This window comes from Microbacterium sp. CH12i (assembly GCF_000685355.1).
Classification (GTDB): domain Bacteria; phylum Actinomycetota; class Actinomycetes; order Actinomycetales; family Microbacteriaceae; genus Microbacterium.
Genome location: NZ_JHET01000003.1, coordinates 96,823 through 115,821, shown reverse-complemented (window position 1 = coordinate 115,821; position 18,999 = coordinate 96,823). Strand labels below are relative to the sequence as shown.

The 18,999-nt window shown below is 64.1% G+C and carries 13 protein-coding genes and 3 pseudogenes; 9 read left to right on the top strand and 7 right to left on the bottom strand.

What is annotated here, in order from left to right; translation table 11 throughout:
- Nucleotides 1-73 precede the first annotated feature (73 nt).
- The 6 genes and pseudogenes from DC31_RS03650 (at nucleotide 74) to DC31_RS03630 (ending at nucleotide 6,520) form a co-directional block, all read left to right on the top strand.
- Nucleotides 74-1,522: a fumarylacetoacetate hydrolase family protein gene (locus DC31_RS03650; protein WP_036277141.1), complete on the top strand. Its 1,449-nt coding sequence runs from the start codon at nucleotides 74-76 to the stop codon at nucleotides 1,520-1,522.
- Nucleotides 1,519-2,112: pseudogene (locus DC31_RS19115) on the top strand (GntR family transcriptional regulator); the annotation flags it as partial. The gene DC31_RS03650 and the pseudogene DC31_RS19115, both read left to right, overlap by 4 nt.
- Nucleotides 2,113-2,208: 96 nt before the next feature.
- The gene (gene hpaE / locus DC31_RS03645; protein WP_051606424.1) at nucleotides 2,209-3,744 is read left to right on the top strand and encodes a 5-carboxymethyl-2-hydroxymuconate semialdehyde dehydrogenase; all 1,536 of its coding nucleotides are present in this window, start codon (nucleotides 2,209-2,211) and stop codon (nucleotides 3,742-3,744) included.
- 30 nt (nucleotides 3,745-3,774) lie between these two features.
- Nucleotides 3,775-4,941, top strand: a complete 1,167-nt coding sequence (gene hpaD, locus DC31_RS03640) for a 3,4-dihydroxyphenylacetate 2,3-dioxygenase (RefSeq protein ID WP_036277139.1) — start codon at nucleotides 3,775-3,777, stop codon at nucleotides 4,939-4,941.
- Nucleotides 4,941-5,726: a 2-keto-4-pentenoate hydratase gene (locus DC31_RS03635; RefSeq protein WP_036277137.1), complete on the top strand. Its 786-nt coding sequence runs from the start codon at nucleotides 4,941-4,943 to the stop codon at nucleotides 5,724-5,726. Before hpaD ends, DC31_RS03635 begins: the two co-directional genes overlap by 1 nt.
- The gene (locus DC31_RS03630) at nucleotides 5,711-6,520 is read left to right on the top strand and encodes an HpcH/HpaI aldolase family protein (RefSeq protein WP_036277134.1); all 810 of its coding nucleotides are present in this window, start codon (nucleotides 5,711-5,713) and stop codon (nucleotides 6,518-6,520) included. Before DC31_RS03635 ends, DC31_RS03630 begins: the two co-directional genes overlap by 16 nt.
- Nucleotides 6,521-6,683: 163 nt before the next feature.
- On the opposite strand, the gene DC31_RS03625 is transcribed toward DC31_RS03630, so the two are convergent.
- The 7 genes and pseudogenes from DC31_RS03625 to DC31_RS03600 form a co-directional block, all read right to left on the bottom strand.
- On the bottom strand, nucleotides 6,684-7,568 hold the full coding sequence (locus DC31_RS03625) for an ROK family protein (RefSeq protein WP_327036803.1): 885 nt from the start codon (nucleotides 7,566-7,568) through the stop codon (nucleotides 6,684-6,686).
- A complete protein-coding gene (locus DC31_RS20135) occupies nucleotides 7,525-7,791 on the bottom strand; it encodes a helix-turn-helix domain-containing protein (protein WP_327036802.1) in 267 nt (88 codons plus the stop codon). Before DC31_RS20135 ends, DC31_RS03625 begins: the two co-directional genes overlap by 44 nt.
- A gap of 72 nt (nucleotides 7,792-7,863) precedes the next feature.
- Nucleotides 7,864-9,420, bottom strand: a complete 1,557-nt coding sequence (locus tag DC31_RS03620) for a glycoside hydrolase family 43 protein (protein ID WP_036277131.1) — start codon at nucleotides 9,418-9,420, stop codon at nucleotides 7,864-7,866.
- Entirely contained in the window at nucleotides 9,420-11,789 is a 2,370-nt protein-coding gene (locus DC31_RS03615) for a glycoside hydrolase family 3 N-terminal domain-containing protein (RefSeq protein ID WP_051606384.1), read from the bottom strand. The genes DC31_RS03620 and DC31_RS03615 overlap by 1 nt, the downstream gene beginning before the upstream one ends.
- Before the next feature lie 4 nt (nucleotides 11,790-11,793).
- Nucleotides 11,794-12,683, bottom strand: a pseudogene (locus tag DC31_RS03610) (carbohydrate ABC transporter permease).
- Nucleotides 12,680-13,696 carry a carbohydrate ABC transporter permease gene (locus DC31_RS03605; RefSeq protein ID WP_036277126.1) on the bottom strand — a complete coding sequence of 339 codons (1,017 nt, stop codon included), beginning with the start codon at nucleotides 13,694-13,696 and terminating at the stop codon, nucleotides 12,680-12,682. The pseudogene DC31_RS03610 and the gene DC31_RS03605 overlap by 4 nt, the downstream one beginning before the upstream one ends.
- A gap of 8 nt (nucleotides 13,697-13,704) precedes the next feature.
- A pseudogene (locus DC31_RS03600) lies at nucleotides 13,705-15,002 on the bottom strand (extracellular solute-binding protein).
- A 186-nt stretch (nucleotides 15,003-15,188) separates the two neighbouring features.
- Here DC31_RS03600 and DC31_RS03595 point away from each other — a divergent pair.
- From DC31_RS03595 to xylB, 3 genes are all read left to right on the top strand, one after another.
- Complete coding sequence (locus DC31_RS03595; protein ID WP_235201319.1) at nucleotides 15,189-16,244, top strand: LacI family DNA-binding transcriptional regulator; 1,056 nt, start codon at nucleotides 15,189-15,191, stop codon at nucleotides 16,242-16,244.
- A gap of 91 nt (nucleotides 16,245-16,335) precedes the next feature.
- Complete coding sequence (xylA, locus tag DC31_RS03590; RefSeq protein WP_036277124.1) at nucleotides 16,336-17,526, top strand: xylose isomerase; 1,191 nt, start codon at nucleotides 16,336-16,338, stop codon at nucleotides 17,524-17,526.
- Between the two features lies 1 nt (nucleotide 17,527).
- Nucleotides 17,528-18,931 carry a xylulokinase gene (gene xylB, locus DC31_RS03585; RefSeq protein ID WP_036277121.1) on the top strand — a complete coding sequence of 468 codons (1,404 nt, stop codon included), beginning with the start codon at nucleotides 17,528-17,530 and terminating at the stop codon, nucleotides 18,929-18,931.
- The last annotated feature ends 68 nt before the right edge of the window (nucleotides 18,932-18,999 follow it).

The window sequence follows — 18,999 nt, the reverse complement described above, 5'->3', positions numbered from 1 at the left end:
CGATACCAGGATGATATACGATTTCAAATACATCGCACAAGGGCGATGATTTCGACGCAAGGAGGCGCCCACTGTGACGGACCCGATTGATCGCCCAGGCAAGATCATCGCCATCCACCTCAGCTACGCGTCTCGTGCTGATCAGCGTGGACGACGCCCCGCACACCCCTCGTACTTCTTCAAAGTCGCGAGCAGCGTTGCAGCATCCGGCGGCACTGTCGAACGTCCCGCTGGCACTGAACTGCTCGCTTTCGAGGGCGAGATCGCCCTCGTCATCGGCACGCCTGCTCGCCACGTCCGCATCGAGGATGCATGGTCGCACGTGGCATCCGTCACCGCCGCAAACGACCTCGGCCTGTACGACCTGCGCGCGAACGACAAGGGCTCGAACGTCCGTTCCAAGGGCGGTGACGGGTACACGCCGCTCGGCCCAGAGCTGATCGACGCCCGCACGATCGACCCCACTGACATCCGCGTTCGCACCTGGGTCAACGGCGAAATCCGCCAGGACGACTCATCTGCAGGGCTCATCTTCCCGCTCGCGCAGTTCGTCGCCGACCTCTCCCAGCACTTCACACTCGAGACCGGCGATGTGATCCTGACCGGTACTCCTGCCGGGTCATCCGTCATCGTCCCTGGCGACGTCGTCGAGGTCGAGGTCGATGCCCCGAACGCACCGGGTGCTCCGACATCGGGTCGTCTGGTCACGACCGTGACGCAGGGTTCAGTGCCGTTTGAGGAAGCTCTCGGCTCGCTGCCTGCCGTAGATGACACCCAGCGCGCTGAGGCGTGGGGGTCGGCTGAGGCCGCCGGGTTGCCCGAGGTAACGCCGACCGGCCTCTCCCCCGAACTGCGGGCAAAGCTCGAAGCCGCACCCACTGCGGGGCTTTCCGCACAGCTGCGCAAGCGCGGCCATCACTCCTGCTTCATCGATGGAGTCGCCGCCAACATCGCCGGAACCAAGATCGTCGGCATCGCGCGAACGCTCCGCTTCATCCCCGCCCGCGAGGATCTTTTCAAGAGCCACGGCGGAGGCTACAACGCGCAGAAGCGACTGTTCGATGCCATTGGCGAGGGCGAGATCATCGTGATCGAAGCCCGTGGGGATGCGACAACCGGCACCCTCGGCGACATCCTCGCGTTGCGGGCGAAGACGCTCGGCGCGGCCGGAATCGTCACCGATGGCGGTGTGCGCGATTTCGACGAGGTCGCCCGGATCGGCTTGCCGGTGTTCTCGCAGGGCGCGCACCCGTCGGTGCTCGGCCGTAAGCACGTTCCGTGGGACTTCGACGTCACGATCGCCTGCGGCGGCGCTGCCGTTCAGCCTGGAGACGTGATCGTCGGCGATGGTGACGGAGTCATCGTGATTCCGCCGTCACTCGTCGAAGAAGTCGTCGAAGCAACGCTCACGCAGGAGGATGAAGACGCGTGGATCGCCGCGCAGGTCGAGGCAGGCAACCCGGTCGATGGTCTGTTCCCGATGAACGCCGAGTGGCGCGCAAGGTACGAGGCCCGCGTATGACAAAAATGCTTAGCAAGTCGCAGCGCGCGTATCACTGGATCAAAGAGCGCATCGCCGGCCAGGCCTACACCCCGGGCTACCGGTTGGTTCTCGGTAGCATCGCGGGCGAGCTCGAAATGAGCGTGGTGCCGGTGCGCGAGGCGATCCGGCAGCTCGAGGCGGAAGGGCTCGTGCACTTCGAGCACAACGTCGGCGCGCGGGTGGCGATGGTCGATGACACCCAATACCGCCACAGCATGGAAGCTCTCAGCATCCTCGAGGGCAGTGCGACTGCGCTGTCGGCACGACACCTCACGATCGATGATCTGAAACTTGCTCGCGCGATCAACGAGAAAATGATCGAGACACTCGGCAACTTCAATCCCTCGGCGTTCACGCAGCTCAACCAGCAGTTTCACGCCGCACTCATCGCGCCCTGCCCTAATCCGCGTCTGCAAGAGATGGTCACGCTGGAGATGTCGCGTCTGAATCGCCTGCGTGACTCGACGTTCAGCTTCGTACCAGGCCGCGCGCACGAGTCGGTCCGCGAGCACGAACAGATCGTCGCGCTGATCGAGAACGGCGCGCCACTCGACGAGATCGAGCGTGCCGCGCGCGAGCACCACACGGCGACCCTCGACGCATACCTGACTCAAAAACACCCCACGAAGTCGTCGGCATGCACATCCACTGAGACCGGAGAACCAATGACTGATTCACGCATCCCCGCTAACCTGCCGGATCACATTCAGCACTACATTGACGGCGAATTCGTCGACTCCGTCGACGGCGATACCTTCGACGTGCTCGACCCGGTGACGAACGAGAACTACACGACCGCTGCCGCTGGAAAGAAGGCCGACATCGACCTCGCGGTTGCGGCCGCCACGCGCGCGTTCAAGGAAGGCCCGTGGCCGCGGATGCTGCCACGCGAGCGCTCCCGCGTGCTGCACCGCATCGCCGACATCGTCGAGTCGCGCGATCAGCGTCTCGCCGAGTTGGAAAGCTTTGACTCCGGCCTTCCTATTACGCAGGCGCTCGGCCAGGCACGACGGGCAGCCGAGAACTTCCGTTTCTTCGCCGATTTGATCGTCGCGCAGGCGGATGACACGTTCAAGGTCCCCGGTCGTCAGATCAACTACGTCAATCGCAAGCCGATCGGCGTCGCTGGTCTCATCACACCGTGGAACACCCCGTTCATGCTCGAGTCGTGGAAACTCGGCCCCGCGCTCGCAACCGGCAACACAGTCGTGCTGAAGCCCGCCGAATTCACGCCACTGTCGGCATCCCTCTGGGCGGGCATCTTCGAAGAGGCTGGGCTCCCCAAGGGTGTCTTCAACCTCGTCAATGGCCTCGGCGAGGATGCCGGCGATGCGCTGGTCAAGCATCCCGATGTTCCGCTCATCTCCTTCACCGGTGAGAGCTCGACCGGCCAGCTGATCTTCGCCAATGCTGCGCCGTTCCTCAAAGGGCTATCGATGGAGCTCGGTGGCAAGTCGCCGGCCGTTGTCTTCGCCGATGCTGATCTGGAAGCCGCGATCAACGCGACGATCTTCGGCGTCTTCTCGCTCAATGGCGAACGCTGCACTGCGGGCTCGCGCATCCTGGTTGAGCGCAGCGTCTACGAGGAGTTCGTGGAGAAGTATGCGGCGCAGGCCAAGCGCGTCAAGGTCGGCCTACCGAACGATCCGACCACCGAGGTCGGCGCGCTCGTGCACCCCGAGCACTACGACAAGGTGATGTCGTATGTCGAGATCGGCAAAGGCGAGGCGCGCCTCGTTGCCGGTGGCGGCCGCCCCGAAGGCTTCGAAACCGGCAATTACGTCGCCCCCACCGTGTTTGCCGATGTCTCCCCCGATGCCAGGATCTTCCAAGAGGAGATCTTCGGCCCTGTGGTCGCGATCACTCCCTTCGAAAATGACGAAGAGGCGCTCGCACTGGCGAACAACACTCGCTACGGGCTCGCGGCCTACATCTGGACGAACGACCTCAAGCGCGCGCATAACTTCGCCGGCAACGTCGAGGCAGGCATGGTGTGGCTGAACAGCAACAACGTGCGCGACCTGCGCACCCCGTTCGGCGGTGTGAAGGCTTCCGGTCTCGGTCACGAGGGCGGCTACCGCTCGATCGACTTCTACACCGACCAGCAGGCCGTGCACATCACGCTCGGCGAAGTGCACAACCCCACTTTCGGCAAGAACGAGATCCACGAGACCGACCTCGACGATCCCGACCCCCGCTGATCCCCTCCGACTCAAGGCAAGGACGCTGACATGACGAACCGCAAAGACATGACCATAACCTCCTCCGGCTTCTACGTGAGCCAGGAGGCGCCGATCTCCTGCGAGAACCCCACTCCCACGCCCGAGGCTCCGGCACCCGACATCCTGCGCTGCGCCTACATGGAGCTCGTGGTCACCGACCTCGAAGCCTCGCGTCGCTTCTATGTCGACATCCTGGGTCTCATCGTGACCGAGGAGGACGAAGAGGCGATTTACCTCCGCTCGATGGAGGAGTTCATCCACCACAATCTGGTGCTGCGTAAGGGACCAGTCGCTGCGGTGGCCGCGTTCAGCTACCGAGTGCGCGCGCCTGAGGACCTCGACAAGGCTGTTGCGTTCTTCACTGAGCTCGGCTGCCGCGTTGAGCGTCGAGCCGAGGGCTGGACGAAGGGCATCGGCGATTCTGTGCGCGTCGAGGACCCACTGGGCTTCCCCTACGAGTTCTTCCACGACGTCGAACATGTCGAACGCCTCGCCTGGCGCTACGACCTTTACACGCCCGGTGCGCTCGTGCGCCTTGACCACTTCAACCAGGTCACGCCGGATGTTCCGCGCGCGGTGAAGTACATGCAGGATCTTGGATTCCGTGTCACGGAAGACATCCAGGATGAGGACGGCATCGTATACGCCGCGTGGATGCGTCGTAAGCCCACCGTGCACGACACAGCGATGACCGGTGGCGACGGACCGCGGATGCACCACGTCGCCTTCTCCACCCACGAGAAGCACAATATTCTCGCGATCTGCGACAAGCTCGGAGCCCTCCGCCGCTCGGACTGCATCGAGCGCGGCCCCGGTCGCCACGGTGTGAGCAACGCGTTCTACCTCTACCTGCGAGACCCGGACGGCCACCGTGTCGAAATCTACACGCAGGACTATTACACCGGCGACCCGGACAACCCCGTCGTGACCTGGGACGTCCACGACAACCAGCGCCGCGACTTCTGGGGCAACCCGGTCGTGCCGTCCTGGTACACGGATGCGTCACTCGTGCTCGACCTCGACGGCAACCCGCAGCCGCTGATCGTGCGCACCGATGCGAGCGAACTTTCGGCGACGATCGGGGCGGATGGCTTCTCGTACACGCGCCGCGATGAGGGAGAGGCTTCGATGCCGGAGTACAAGCAGGGCGAGTACAAGCTGGGCAACCAGCTCTGATGCTCGATTCTGAGACGATCGCGGCGATCGCGGACGAGTTGGCGGAGGCGGATCGGACACATGGCGTGATCCCGCGAATCACCGCACGGTATCCGGATGCCACGATCGAGGACTCTTATGCCATTCAAGGCATATGGCGGGACAAGAACGTCGCTGCCGGGCGGAAACTCGCGGGACGCAAGATCGGGCTGACGTCGAAGGCGATGCAGCAGGCCACCGGTATCTCCGAGCCCGACTACGGCGTGATGTTCGATGACACCGTGTATCCCTCGGGCGCTGAGATTCAGTTCGATGAGTTCTCAAATGTGCGTGTCGAGGTCGAACTCGCGTTCGTGCTGAAGGCGCCGCTTGAGGGCCCGGACTGCACGCTTGAGGATGCCCTTGCCGCGATCGACTATGCCGTGCCCGCGCTGGAGGTGCTCAACTCGCACATCGAACTCGAGGGGCGCACCATCGTCGACACGATCAGTGACAACGCGGCCTATGGCGCGATGGTGCTCGGTGACGTGCACAAGCGCCCAGACGAGATCGACCTTCGCTGGGTCCCGGGAGTGCTCTCTCGCAACGGTGAGATCGAAGAGACCGGTGTAGCGGCAGGAGTCCTCGGCCATCCTGTCAAGGGCGTCGCATGGCTCGCCAACAAGTTTCATCAGCACGGCGCGCGACTCGAAGCGGGTGAGATCATCTTGGCAGGATCGTTCACTCGGCCGATGTGGGTTTCAAAGGGCGACGAGGTACGGTGCGACTACGGAGAGATGGGAATCATCACATGTCGTTTCGTATAGAGCCTGCGCCGTCGTTCCGGGATCGGCTCGCATCGTCTGACCGGCCATTAGTCGGCGCCTGGATCTGCTCTGGCAGTCCGATCGCAGCAGAGATCGTTGCGGGCTCCGGCCTGGACTGGACGCTGATCGACGGGGAGCACAGTCCGATCGGCTTGGAGTCGACGCTCGCCCTGTTGCAGGCGGTCGCACCGTATCCGATCACCCCTGTGGTGCGGGTGCCGAGCAATGATGCGGTGCTGATCAAACAGATCCTCGATCTCGGCGCACAGAACCTGCTCGTCCCGATGGTGAACACCGCGGAGGACGCCGCCGCCGCGGTTGCCGCCACTCGCTACCCTCCCCTGGGCATCCGTGGCGTCGGCAGCGCGCTGGCCCGCGCCGGGCAGTTCAATCGGATCGAGAACTACCTGCAGCGCGCTCACGAGATCACCTCGCTGACGGTGCAGATCGAGACGGATGCCGCAGTGCAGAATGCTCGCGCCATCGCAGAGGTAGACGGCGTCGATGCGATCTTCATCGGTCCGAGTGACCTCGCGGCCTCCATGGGCCTGCTCGGCCAGCAGGAGCATCCTGACGTCATCGCTGGCGTCGAGCGAACGATCGCCACGGTTCGCTCGTTCGGAAAGCCCGTCGGCGTGAATGCGTTTGCCCCTGCCACCGCACGCCGCTACCTCGACGCCGGAGCATCCTTCGTGCTCGTCGCAGCAGATGTATCGATCCTGGCCCGCGCGACCGAGAAGCTCGCGGCCGAGTGGATCCCCGAGCAGGACGCCACCGAGCGCACCAGCTATTAGCACCTGCGTTTGCCGTTCATAACTCCTCCAGAATCCAGCCAACTGGCGCAGATTCAGTCCGATTCTGTCGATTCTCGGCAGAGTTGGAGGAGTTATGAACGGCGGGCGGGTCAGCGCAGCGGGTCAGCGAGGAGAGGTGCGAACGCCGCCTCGGCGGCGCCGATCAGCAGACGATCGCGGCCCAGGCCGGCTGACTGAATCTCGATCTGCTCTGCGGATGCCGCGAGCGCGCGCTCTCGCACTTCAGCGTCGAACCCGGCGGCGTCGTGGTCGCGCAGCACCGCCAAAAACCCGCCCAGCACGACGATCGCGGGGTTGAGTGCGTTGACAGCATTGCCCAGGGTCGCGGCGAGAATACGTCTCTGCCGTTGCACCTCGCGATCAGCACCTTATCCTCTGAGGCTGCGAGCGCCTGCGCGAACGTTGCATCATCCACTGCACCGAGACCTGCCGCCTGCAGCACAAGAGCGCGATTGACCTCATCTTCCAGGACGCCGTCCATGGTCACACGATCGCCACTCGCAGGGATGCCAGGACGCGTCTGCCCCCACTCGCCCGCGTAGCCGCCCGCGCCGCCGATCAGACGATCGTCGAGGATGAGTCCGCCACCGATACCGCTGGCGCCGCCGTTGAGGTAGATCACGTCGCGGTGTTCGCGCGCCGCGCCGAACAGCCACTCCGCACGGGCACCCAGTGAAGCATCATTGTCGACGGCGACCGTGACGCGGAGCGCCTCAGAGAGTGGCGCGGCGATGTCTTCGTCGTGCCATCCCAGGTGCGGGGCGAGTCTTACGACACCGTCGGATGCACGCACCAGACCCGGCACGGCGACGCCGACGCCGACCAGCCTGCAGTCTTTCAGTGCGGACTGTTGCCACTCGTTCACGACGCGCACGACCGCGGCGACGGCATCCGCGGCACTCGGCACGCTGTCAAGCTCGATTCTGATGCGCTCGCGCACACCACCGCCCAGACTGATCGCACCGATCTCGATCGCGTCGACCTCAGGGTTGACGCCGATGGCGATGACATCCGGATTTGCCGTCACTACAGGACTCGGGCGCGACCCTACGAGTCGGGTCTGGCTGCTGTTCGCCGACGAGTCCGCTCGCGACAAGGCCCGAGACGAGGTCAGAGACCGTAGATCTGTTCAGCCCGGTCTCGGCGGTGAGGACGGCACGCGAGCGCGGCCCGTTCTGGTGCACGAGACGAAGAACTTCGCCGAGGTTCGCTCGACGCACACCCTCCACTCCAGACGCCCGCTCTGCCATCTGTATTCCTCCGCTGCATCGATTTGTTGCTCTTGTCACGATATCGGCATGACAGCGGCGAGCGCGTGCAGGTCAGCGTGGCGTGTAGTCGAAACTCTGCACGCGCAGCCTGCTCTGCGTCGGGGCACCGTTGCTCGTGCCGAATACGCCAAACCACACGCCGAGGAAACCGCCGGTCGCCACGGAGTCGAGCGTGCGCCCGTCCGCGACAGCCACGACGTACGACTCGTCGCCGGGGCGCGCAGCCGAAAGCTCATAATCCTGTTCGCGTGCGCGCACGCTGAGCTCCAGCGCATCGGACACAACGCCATCCAGCCAGATCTCGCCGAGGCGCGCGTCAACACCCGCCTGCCGATGTGTTGCAACGATACGAATTCCGGTCGGTGATGAGCTCATCGACATACGTACGTGGTCGAGCTCTGATTGTCGAACAACAAGTCCGATCTCTTCGCCCTCCACCAGGTCACACGAGAGTGTGGCAACGACATCGACATCGCGGTGTTGCTGCCGCACCCCGAGGAATGCCGTGACGGTGGCATCCGAGAGTGTTGCAGGACTGAGCGGCATGACCCACCCGTCGCCCTCCCGCTCGGCGATTTGCTCGGGCTGTACACGCAGCGACGTCCATCGTGGATCATCCGAGCGGATCGTCCCCGATGCCGCGCCCTGCATCACGCCCAGAGTCTGTCGCGATGCGAAGGGCACATCGACCTCGCGCGGCACCCGACCCAGTCCCGGCGCGAACACCGGCCAGCCCTCTTCCCACGAGACCGGCACGAGAAAGACCTCACGGCCCAGGTTGTAGTGATAGCCACCGTACGGACGCATGGCTAACAGCACTGACCACCAACTGCCGTCGACCGCCTGCACCAGGTCAGCGTGCCCCACACCGACGAGATCAGCACCGTGCCCGAGCTGGCGATGTGTGAGCACCGGATTGGCCTTGTTTCCGATGTACGGTCCGGTCACCGTGTCGGCCCTGGCGACGGAGAGCGCATGATGAAACTCGGTGCCGCCTTCGGATGCCAGCAAGTAGTAGGTGCCGTCGATTTTGTAGAGGTGCGGGCCCTCTGCCCACACTGCCCCGATTACGGCGCCGTGCCAGAGGATGTGCTCTTCGCCGACGAAGGCCATGGTTTCACGGTCAAGTTCTCTGAGCCAGACCTCGGTCTGGTGAAACCACTCCGGGTCACTCGCGAGGCGTGTTCCGTGCATCCAGATTCGACCATCGTCATCGAAGAAGATCGACGGATCGATCCCGTCGACTTCGAGCCAGATCGGGTCAGACCAGGGTCCTGCTGCATCGGTCGCGGTCAAGAGGAAGTTGCCACCGCGAGACGCATCTTGCTGATCTACGAGCGTGCACACCAGCCAGAACATTCCGTCGTGGAAGCGAAGCGTGGGCGCGAACAGACCGCTGGAGGACGCCATCCCGTCCATGTCCAGCATTCCAGGGCGATCTATCGCGTGTCCGATCAGCTCCCAGCTGACCAGGTCACGACTGCGCTGGATCGGGAGCCCCGGCTGGTACTCAAATGTCGACGTGACGAGGAAGTACTCCTCTCCGACCCGGCAGATCGTCGGATCGGGGAAGCAACCCGGGATGATGGGGTTACGCACCACAGTCATCAGTGCGAAACCTCCGCGGTGACAAGGCGCCGATCAGACGTCTCGAGCACGTGTGCATCGCCCGTGATCGCGACCGTCGCCCTTCGGGTAGCGGTCCCCGCTGTCTCGGTGGCCGTTGCGTTCGCACCGACCCACACCTCTACGTCACCGGACTCGACGATGCGCGTCATCGAGCGGTCGCTGAATGCGAAGCGCTGCGTCGGCACCGAGAACGTCACCGTCACCGATGCGTCGGGATCAAGTGTCACCCGCTGGAAGGCGAGCAGTTGCACGACCGGACGCGTCACCGTCGCAACAACGTCGTGGCCGTAAAGCTGCACGATGTCATCGACCGCACGCTGTCCGCTGTTGGTGACCGTGACCGCCGCGGTGAAGTTGCCACCAGCGGTGGCTTCGGCATCGACAACGAGATCGCTGTAGGTGATCTCTGAGTACGACAGCCCGAAGCCGAACGGACGCACCGGCGTCGGGTCGGTGGCGGTGACCTCGGAGACCCCACCGAGGGGCGGATGCAGATATGTGAAGGGCTGCGCGCCGGCGGCGCGCGGCAGCGAGACTGGCATCCTGCCGGAGGGATTGACCCGACCGGAGAGCACGCCAGACAGAGCAGCAGCCCCCTCCTCTCCCGGGAAGAAGGATTGAAGCACGGCGGCCGGTCGACGTTCGCCGTCGAGTGCCCAGCCGATCGCGTAGGGTCGCCCGGTCAATGCGATCATGATGACTGGTGTTCCGCTGGCAACCAGCGCTTCGACGAGTTCGCGCTGGACACCAGGCAACTCGAGCGTCTCGGAGTCGTTGCCCTCACCGACAGTGCCGCGCCCGAACAGTCCGGCCTGATCGCCAACAACGACGACAGCGACCTCAGCTCCCGTCGCGGCGGCCACTGCCTCCTCGAATCCGGAACGGTCAGTTCCCTCCACGTCCGTGCCCTGGGCGTAGACGATCTCTGCCTCGACCTCAGCGGTGAACGCTTCCAGGAAGGTCGCGATCTCGAAGCCGATCGGGAACTCCGGGTGGTGCGCGAGCACATGGTTGGCGAAGGAATAGCAGCCCAGCAGCGCCTCGGCACGATGCGCATTCGGCCCGATCACGGCGATCCGCGACGGCGCCGCTTTTTTGTGCGCAGCATCTTTCTCGCCGAGCGGCAGGATGCCGTCATTGGACAGCAGCACGATCGACTCTTCGGCGAGACGCCGGGCGAGTTCACGGTGTCGCGGCGAGTCCAGGTCGACGTTGGTCGGCGGCTCGTCCTCGAACACATCCGCTTCGAGGAGTCCGAGTTCTTCCTTCTGGGCAAGTGCGCGTAGAACCGCACGATCGACAAAGGCCTCGTCGAATTCTCCAGCCCTGATCTGCTCTGCCAGCGGCGCCAGGTATGCATCGCCGGTCGGCAGTTCGATGTCGATTCCCGCCGTCAGCGCAGCCGCGGCTGCAGCGCCGCGGTCTGCGGCGATCGCGTGCATCACCTCAAGGAATGCGACCGCGAAGTAGTCAGCGACGACCACGCCATCAAATCCCCAGCGTTCGCGCAGCAGCTCAGTCAGGTACTCCGCGCTGGAGCCAAGCGGAACGCCGTCGATCTCCGCATACGAGTTCATGACGGAGCGCGCGCCCCCGTCGAAGAGCGCCATTTCGAAGGGAGGGAGGAAGACATCGGCGACCTCGCGGGGCCCGGCCGAGACCGGTGCGTGGTTGCGTCCGGCACGAGATGCCGAGTAGCCGATGAAGTGCTTGAGAGTTGCGTGCACCCCTGCGGACTGGAGCCCCCGCACATAAGAGGTTCCAAGGACCCCGACAACATAGGGATCCTCCGCGATGCACTCATCCACTCGACCCCAACGCGGGTCGCGGATGACGTCGAGCACCGGTGCGAGCCCCTGGTGAACGCCCAACTCTCGCATCGATTCGCCGATGGATGCTGCCATGTCGTACACGAGCTCTGGGTCAAACGACGCCCCCCAGGCCAGCGGCGTCGGGAATGCCGCGGCCTTCCAAGCCGCGAGCCCAGTGAGGCACTCCTCATGCACGAGCGCGGGAATTCCCAGCCTCGTCTCGCGCTTGAGCCGCCGCTGCTCATCCCAGAGCCACGCGGCGCGTTCGTTCGGATCCACCGGTCGCGTGCCATAGACACGCGTGTAGTGCCCGAGACCGTTCTTGGTCACATCGGTGAGCTTGCTGGCATCCTGCTGCCCCGATGCCATCTCCGATTGCATCGGGGCGGTCACACCGTTCTGGTCGAGCCAGTACCCGACGATCTGCGCGAGCTTCTCGTCGAGTGTCATCTGCGCATGCAGCGCGCGGACGCGTTCGGACACTGCGGGCATTGCGGGAACTCCCGCTGTCGAATTCGACACGGTTCTCTCTTTCATGGCTTCAGCCCTTGACCGCTCCGGTGAGACCGCCGACGATGCGGCGCTCGAACATGCTGAAGAAGATCAACGCCGGCAACATGGACAGCGAGGTATATGCCAGCACTCTCGCGGTATCGACCGAGTACTGCGATGAGAAGTTCTGCACCCCGAGTGGAAGGGTGAACAGGCTGGCGTCGTTGAGGATGAACAGCGGCAGCATGTAGCCGTTCCACGATCCGATGAAGGCGAGGATGCCGACGGTGATGACGCCGGGCAGGCTCAGCGGGATCACCATTCTCCAGAAGAATCCGAGTCGCGAGGCACCGTCGATCGATGCTGCCTCCTCAAGTTCTTTCGGGATCGCCCGCAGGAACGGCACCAGATGATGATCGTGGTCGGCAGAGCAAATGCGATCTGCGGCAGGATGATGCCGGCGAGGCTGTTCACCAGGCCGAGGTTTCGGATCAGCAGGTAGAGCGGTGTGATAGCGACGGTGATCGGGAACATCAGTCCCGCGGCGAAGAACGAGTACATGATGGCCTTGCCGCCGAAGTCGTAGCGGGCGATCACATAGCTGGCCATCACTCCGAGGAGGACGGCGCCGAAGGTGGTGCCGACGGCGGAGATCGTCGAGTTGACCATCGCCGTCCAGAACTCACTGCTGCCGAGGACATCGGTGTAGTTGCCGATCTCCCACGGCGCAGGCCACCCCGACGGATCGGTGGTGATCTGCGAGTTCGTGCGGAAACCTCCGACGATGATGTACAGCACGGGGGTGATGCAGATCGTGATCAGAATGACCGCGAGCAGATAGACGCCTGGGCTCCCCCAGCGCACACCGGATGGTGCGCGCCTGCGCCCACGGGGTCCGATCGCCTGGATGGCCACCGAGGTCTTCAGAGTGTCGGTCATCGCCGGCGCCCCTTTCGGCTATCGCCCGTCAACGCACCTTCAGTGTCGCGGCGAAGAACGAACCGCTGGTACACGAGAGCGACGACGAGTGAGATGAGGAAGAGCATTACGGCGACCGCGTTGCCGTAGCCATAGCTGCCGGCCAGATGCCCGTTCTGGTACATGTACGTGGCCATCGTCGAGGTGCCGGCGGTAGCTGAGATGTACTGGCCCCAGATGATGTTGACCAGGTCGAACAGCTGCAGTGAGCCGATGATCGACAGGAACGCCCAGATGCGGATGGTCGGTCCGAGGAGCGGAAGCGTAATGCTCCACTGCGACTTCCAGAAGCCGGCCCCGTCGATCGAGGCCGCCTCGTAGAGCTCTTCGGGAATCGACTGCATCCCCGCGAGCATGAGGATCACGGCGAAACCGATGTATTTCCACGTGATGATGATCATCAACGACCAGATCGCGATGGCGGGGTCCGCGATCCACGAGTTCTGCAGTGCACCGAGGCCCAGCTTCTCGAGCAGGGAGTTCAGCGCCCCGGCATCCTGGAGCATCAGGCTCCAGCCTGTTCCGACGACGACCTCGGCGATGACATACGGCGCGAAGATCAGCACACGGATCACCGATCGACCGCGGATCTTCTGATTCAGCAGCAATGCGAACAGAATCGCAATCGGCCCCTGCATCAGCAGCGAGAGCACGACGATGATGAAGTTGTGCCGCACTGCTGCGATGAAATTTTCGTCCTGCAGCATGAGTGCGTAGTTGTCGAGTCCGACGAACTCGGTGGGCCAGCCGTAGCCGTTCCACTTGAAGAAGCCGTAGAACGCGGCCATCATCACCGGGAAGATGACGAAGCCGACGAAGACCAGTAGTGCGGGTCCTGCTAGGAGAGCGATCTCGCCGCGCTTGCGCCAGTCGGGCCGCCGCGGCGCCCGTGTCGGGACCGATGCAAGATCGGTCCCGACACGGTTGCTCCTCGCAGGCGCACCGGATGGCATCAGCGCCTGAGATTCGGTCATGACGCCGTTCAGCCCCTAGCCGCGGCGTTCGCGATGCTGTCGACGAGCTTCTGCGGGTCGCCCTGACCTGCGAGCATCTCGACCACACCGGTGTTCAGTGCGTTTCCGACGTTCTGTCCGAGCGCGGTGTCTAGCCACAGCGACACATACGGTGCCTTACTGTATGCGTCCATCAGCGGAACCAGTGACGGGTCAGTGACGGCGCCGGTGGCATCCTGGTTGGCCGGGATCGTCTGGAATGCGACGGCGTACTTCTCCTGCCATTCCTTCGACGCGACGAAGTTGAGGAACTCCTCGCACGTCGCCGGAGAGTCGGTCGAGCACGAGTACCCGTCGACGCCGCCCATCATCGCTCCTGGCGTACCATCGCCACCGTCGACCTCAGGGAACGGGAACCAGCCGAGGTCCGGCAGTGGCTGCTCGTCAGGGGTAAGGCCAGCGATGACACCGACGTTCCAGGCGCCCATGAGCTCCATTGCCGCCTGGTGGTTGGCGACGAGTCCGGCCGAGGAGTTGGCACCTTGCTGGGCCGACGTCGTCAGGAAGCCGTCGTTGAAGGGCTCAGTCGCTGCGAAGTCGTTCAGGTTCGCGGCGGCATCCAGCCAGCACTTGTCACTGAAGTCGGGGCTGGTGGCCAGGTTCTCGATGACGTCCTGTCCACACGCGCGTACTGCGAAGAAGTAGTACCAGTGCGCAGCAGGCCACGCATCCTTCGCGCCGAGCGCGATCGGAGCGATCCCTGCTGCCTTGAGCTTGTTTACGGCGTCCTCGAGCTCAGCTACCGATGTTGGTTCTGAGTCGATACCAGCTGCGCGAAGAGGTCTTTGCTGTAGAAGATGCCGCCGGGCAACACCGCACTCGGCATTCCGTAGACCTTGCCATCGACCGTGAATGCGCTGAACGGAGCCTCGCCGAAAGCCTTCTTCACGTCGCCGTCGATAAGGTCGGTGAGGTCCTTGACCTTGCCGGCCTGGACGATGTCGGCAAGCTTGCCGCCACCGCGTGCCATGAAGATGTCCGGCATGTCGCCGGAGTTGACGGCGGTCTGAAGCTTGCCGTCCATGTCTTCGTTCTGGATCGAGGTGACCTTGATTGTCACATCAGGGTTCTTCTCATGGAAGGCGGCCGCTGCGTCGTCCCAGTACTGCTTACCGTCGCCGGTCGTCGAGTTGTGCCACATCGTGAGTGTGGTCGCGCCGGTCTCGTCTGTGCCGCCGCCACCACTGGTGCCGCTGCAGCCAGCCAGGACGAGCGATCCCAGTGCGACGATCGCAGCACCTGCCGCCAATGCCTTTCGCATCTTCATGCTGTGTTCTCCTCTTCTTTGAGTTCTCCTGCAGCGCGACACGACATATTTGTTGTCAGCCACACCAATGTGTTTGTGTGCCTACTGTGACACCGCTCCCAGGTTGGTGTCAAACGATATCGATAACGTTTTCCAAACGGTCTCGAAATCACCCTGTTCTGTCGATACGGCCGCTACGATCACAATGTGAGCCTCAACACGCCCCCCGCCGCTTACACGCCGCCACTCGGACGCGTGACGATCACCGACGTCGCGAGAATTGCGGGTGTCTCGGTGTCGACGGTGTCAAAGGTCGTCAACGGCCGCGACGGTATCGCTGCCGCGACTGCCGAGCATGTTCTCGGTGTCGTCAACGATCTCGGATATGAAACCTCGATCGTCGCGAGCAGCCTGCGCCGCAGCCACACAGGCGTGATCGGTGTTCTCGTCGCCGACTTCGAGCCGTACTCGACCGAGCTCCTCAAGGGCATTTCGAATGCCGCTGAGGGCACCGGCTACGAGCTGCTGGCATACGCCGGCGGCAACGACGGCAAGCGCACGGACTGGGAGCGCCGCTCACTATCACGCCTGGGCGGAACGCTCATCGACGGTGCAGTCGTGGTCGCTCCCACGGCATCCATGGCCAGCGGCACCGGCATCCCGGTCGTCGCAATCGATCCGCATTCCGGTGCAGAGAGCGTGCCAACGGTCGATGGTGACAACGTTGGCGGTGCGCGAGCGGCGACCGAGCTTCTCGTCGGGCTCGGCCATCGCCGGATCGCGTATCTCGGTGGCCGCGATGGCCTTGAGTCCTCTCGCCTGCGTCACGCCGGTTACCTGCAGGCCCTCGAGGCCGCTGGCATCCCGGCCGACGCAAAGTTGGATCGAGTGGGCGGATACCGGGCGGATCTCAGCGACGCCCCCGCGCACGAGCTGCTCCGACTGCCCACTGGAGAACGTCCCACTGCGGTGTTCGCGGCGAACGACCTCTCCGCGCTGCACGTCATGGAGGTCGCCCGAGAGCTGGGCTTGCGCATCCCCCAGGACCTGTCCGTAGTGGGCTTCGACGATATCCCGGAGTCGACTCGCAGCACTCCCCCACTCACGACGGTGACGCAGCCACTGCAGCAGATGGGCGCGGAGGCACTGCGAATCCTGCTGGCTCTGCTCGCAGGATCACCGGTAGAGGAGCAGCACCGCCGACTACCAGCGTCGCTCACGGTGCGCGAAAGCGTCGCGCGACCGGGTGGCGAACCGCTCTGAGGAGCGGCACGGTAACTGGCCTGTCCCCCACGCCGTTCTCATGATATGTTTTGAATCACAACATTTCCCCGACGAAGCTGGAAGTTCTGCCATGTCTCTCACTCCCACCCGCGATGACAAGTTCTCCTTTGGCCTCTGGACCATCGATTACAACGGCACCGACCCGTTCGGCGGCCCCACTCGACCGCGCCTCGACGTCGTGCACGCAGTCGAGAAGCTCGCTGAACTCGGCGCGTATGGTCTGACTTTCCACGACGATGACCTGTTCGCGTTCGACTCGTCCGACTCGGAGCGTCAGGCTCAGATCGACCGTCTCAAGGGCGCTCTGGCCGACACCGGCCTGATCGTGCCGATGGTCACCACGAACCTCTTCAGCGCACCGGTGTTCAAGGATGGCGGCTTCACCTCGAACGACCGCGACGTGCGCCGCTATGCCCTCCGCAAGGTGATTCGTCAGCTCGACCTTGGCGCCGAGCTGGGCGCGAAGACATTCGTCATGTGGGGCGGCCGCGAGGGCGCCGAGTACGACTCTGCCAAGGACGTTCGTCAGGCGCTCGAGCGCTACCGCGAGGCCGTCAATCTGCTCGGCGACTACGTCACCGACAAGGGCTACGACATCCGCTTCGCCATCGAACCGAAGCCGAACGAGCCGCGCGGCGACATCCTGCTGCCCACGCTCGGACACGCGATCGCCTTCACCAACTCGCTTGCACGCCCCGAGCTCTTCGGCGTCAACCCCGAGGTGGGCCACGAGCAGATGGCTGGGCTCAACTTCACGGCCGGCATCGCCCAGGCGCTGTTCCACGAGAAGCTGTTCCACATCGACCTCAACGGCCAGCGTGGCATCAAGTACGACCAGGACCTCGTGTTCGGTCACGGTGACCTGCACAACGCGTTCTCGCTCGTCGACCTGCTCGAAAACGGTGGTCCTGGCGGAACTCCTGCCTACGACGGCCCGCGCCACTTTGACTACAAGCCTTCGCGTACCGAAGATGAGTCCGGTGTCTGGGAGTCGGCCGCTGCGAACATGCGCATGTACCTGCTGCTCAAGGAACGTGCTGCCGCATTCCGCGCCGACCCCGAGGTGCAGGAAGCCCTGCTCGCCGCCAAGGTCGCCGAGCTCGCACTGCCGACGCTGAACGAAGGCGAGAGCTACGACGACTTCCTCGCAGACCGCAGCGCCTTCGAGGACTTCAATACCGACGCGTACTTCGGCGGCAAGGGCTTCGGCTTCGTTCGTCTGCAGCAGCTCGCCACCGAGCACCTGCTCGGCGCACGCTGAAATGACACTGGTCGCCGGTGTCGACTCTTCGACACAGAGTTGTAAAGTCGTCATCCGCGACCTCACGTCCGGAGCGGTTATCCGCTCCGGACGTGCCGGACACCCCGACGGCACTGAGATCGATCCCGCCGCATGGTGGGACGCTCTGCAGAGTGCGATCGCTGATGCGGGCGGGCTCGACGATGTCGCAGCCCTCGGCGTCGGCGGTCAGCAGCATGGCCTGGTCGCACTCGATGCCGATGGCCGGGTTATCCGCCCCGCCCTGCTCTGGAACGACACTCGATCAGCGGATGCGGCGGCAGCACTCACGGCCGAAATCGGTGCGAGCGAGTACGCCCGCCGTACCGGCGTCGTGCCGGTCGCCTCTTTCACCGCATCGAAGGTGCGGTGGGTTGCGGATGCCGAGCCGGAGAACGCGGCGCGCATCGCGGCGATCGCGCTCCCGCATGACTGGTTGACCTGGCGTTTGCGTGGTTACGGTCCGGACGGTGAGTCAGCGCTTGGGCCTGTGCTCGACGAGCTCGTCACCGATCGCTCGGATGCCAGCGGTACCGCCTACTTCGATTCAGCACGGGGTGAATACGACCGCGAACTGCTCTCGGTCGCCCTGCGTCGTGACGCCGCCGACATCGTGCTCCCCCGCGTCCTCGGACCGGCCGAGCATGTTCCCGGCCCGAACGGGATGATCGTTACTGCGGGCGCAGGCGACAATGCGGCCGCAGCCCTCGGTATGGGTGCGGGCAGTGGTGACATCGGCGTTTCGATCGGCACGAGTGGCACGGTATTCGCCGTCACTGACGTCGCGGTCGCTGATCCCAGCGGCGCCGTCGCTGGTTTTGCAGACGCGGCCGGCGGGTTCCTACCGCTGGTGGCGACGCTGAATGCGGCGCGGGTGCTGGATGCCACGGCATCCCTTCTCGGTGTCGATCACGACGAATTCTCTCGACTCGCCCTCGCCGCCGAACCCGGCGCAGGCGGGCTCGTGCTGCAGCCCTGGTTCGAGGGTGAGCGCACGCCGAACCTTCCGGATGCCACCGCCACGTTGTTCGGAATGACACTGGCAGCGACCAGTCGTGAGAACCTCGCACGCGCAGCCATCGAAGGCGTGCTGTGTGGCCTCGCAGAAGGACTTGACCGCATCCGCTCACACGGCGTGAGCGTCGAGCGCGTTTTGCTCGTCGGCGGTGCGGCCCAGAACGACGCAGTCGCGCGAATCGCAGCTCAGGTCTTCGGCACACAGGTTGTGGTGCCCGCTCCCGGCGAGTACGTCGCGCTCGGAGCCGCAGTGCAGGCAGCCTGGGGTCTTCGCGGTACGACGCCGGACTGGCCCATGGAGATCACCTCCAGCTTCGAGTCAGACGCGCACCCGATCATCCGCGAACAGTATGCCGCTCGCCTTCCCTAACCGCTTGTCACCCAGAGCTTGTCACCCAGAGGTGGCGCACTCATAGGATTCCCGGCCACACTGGACTC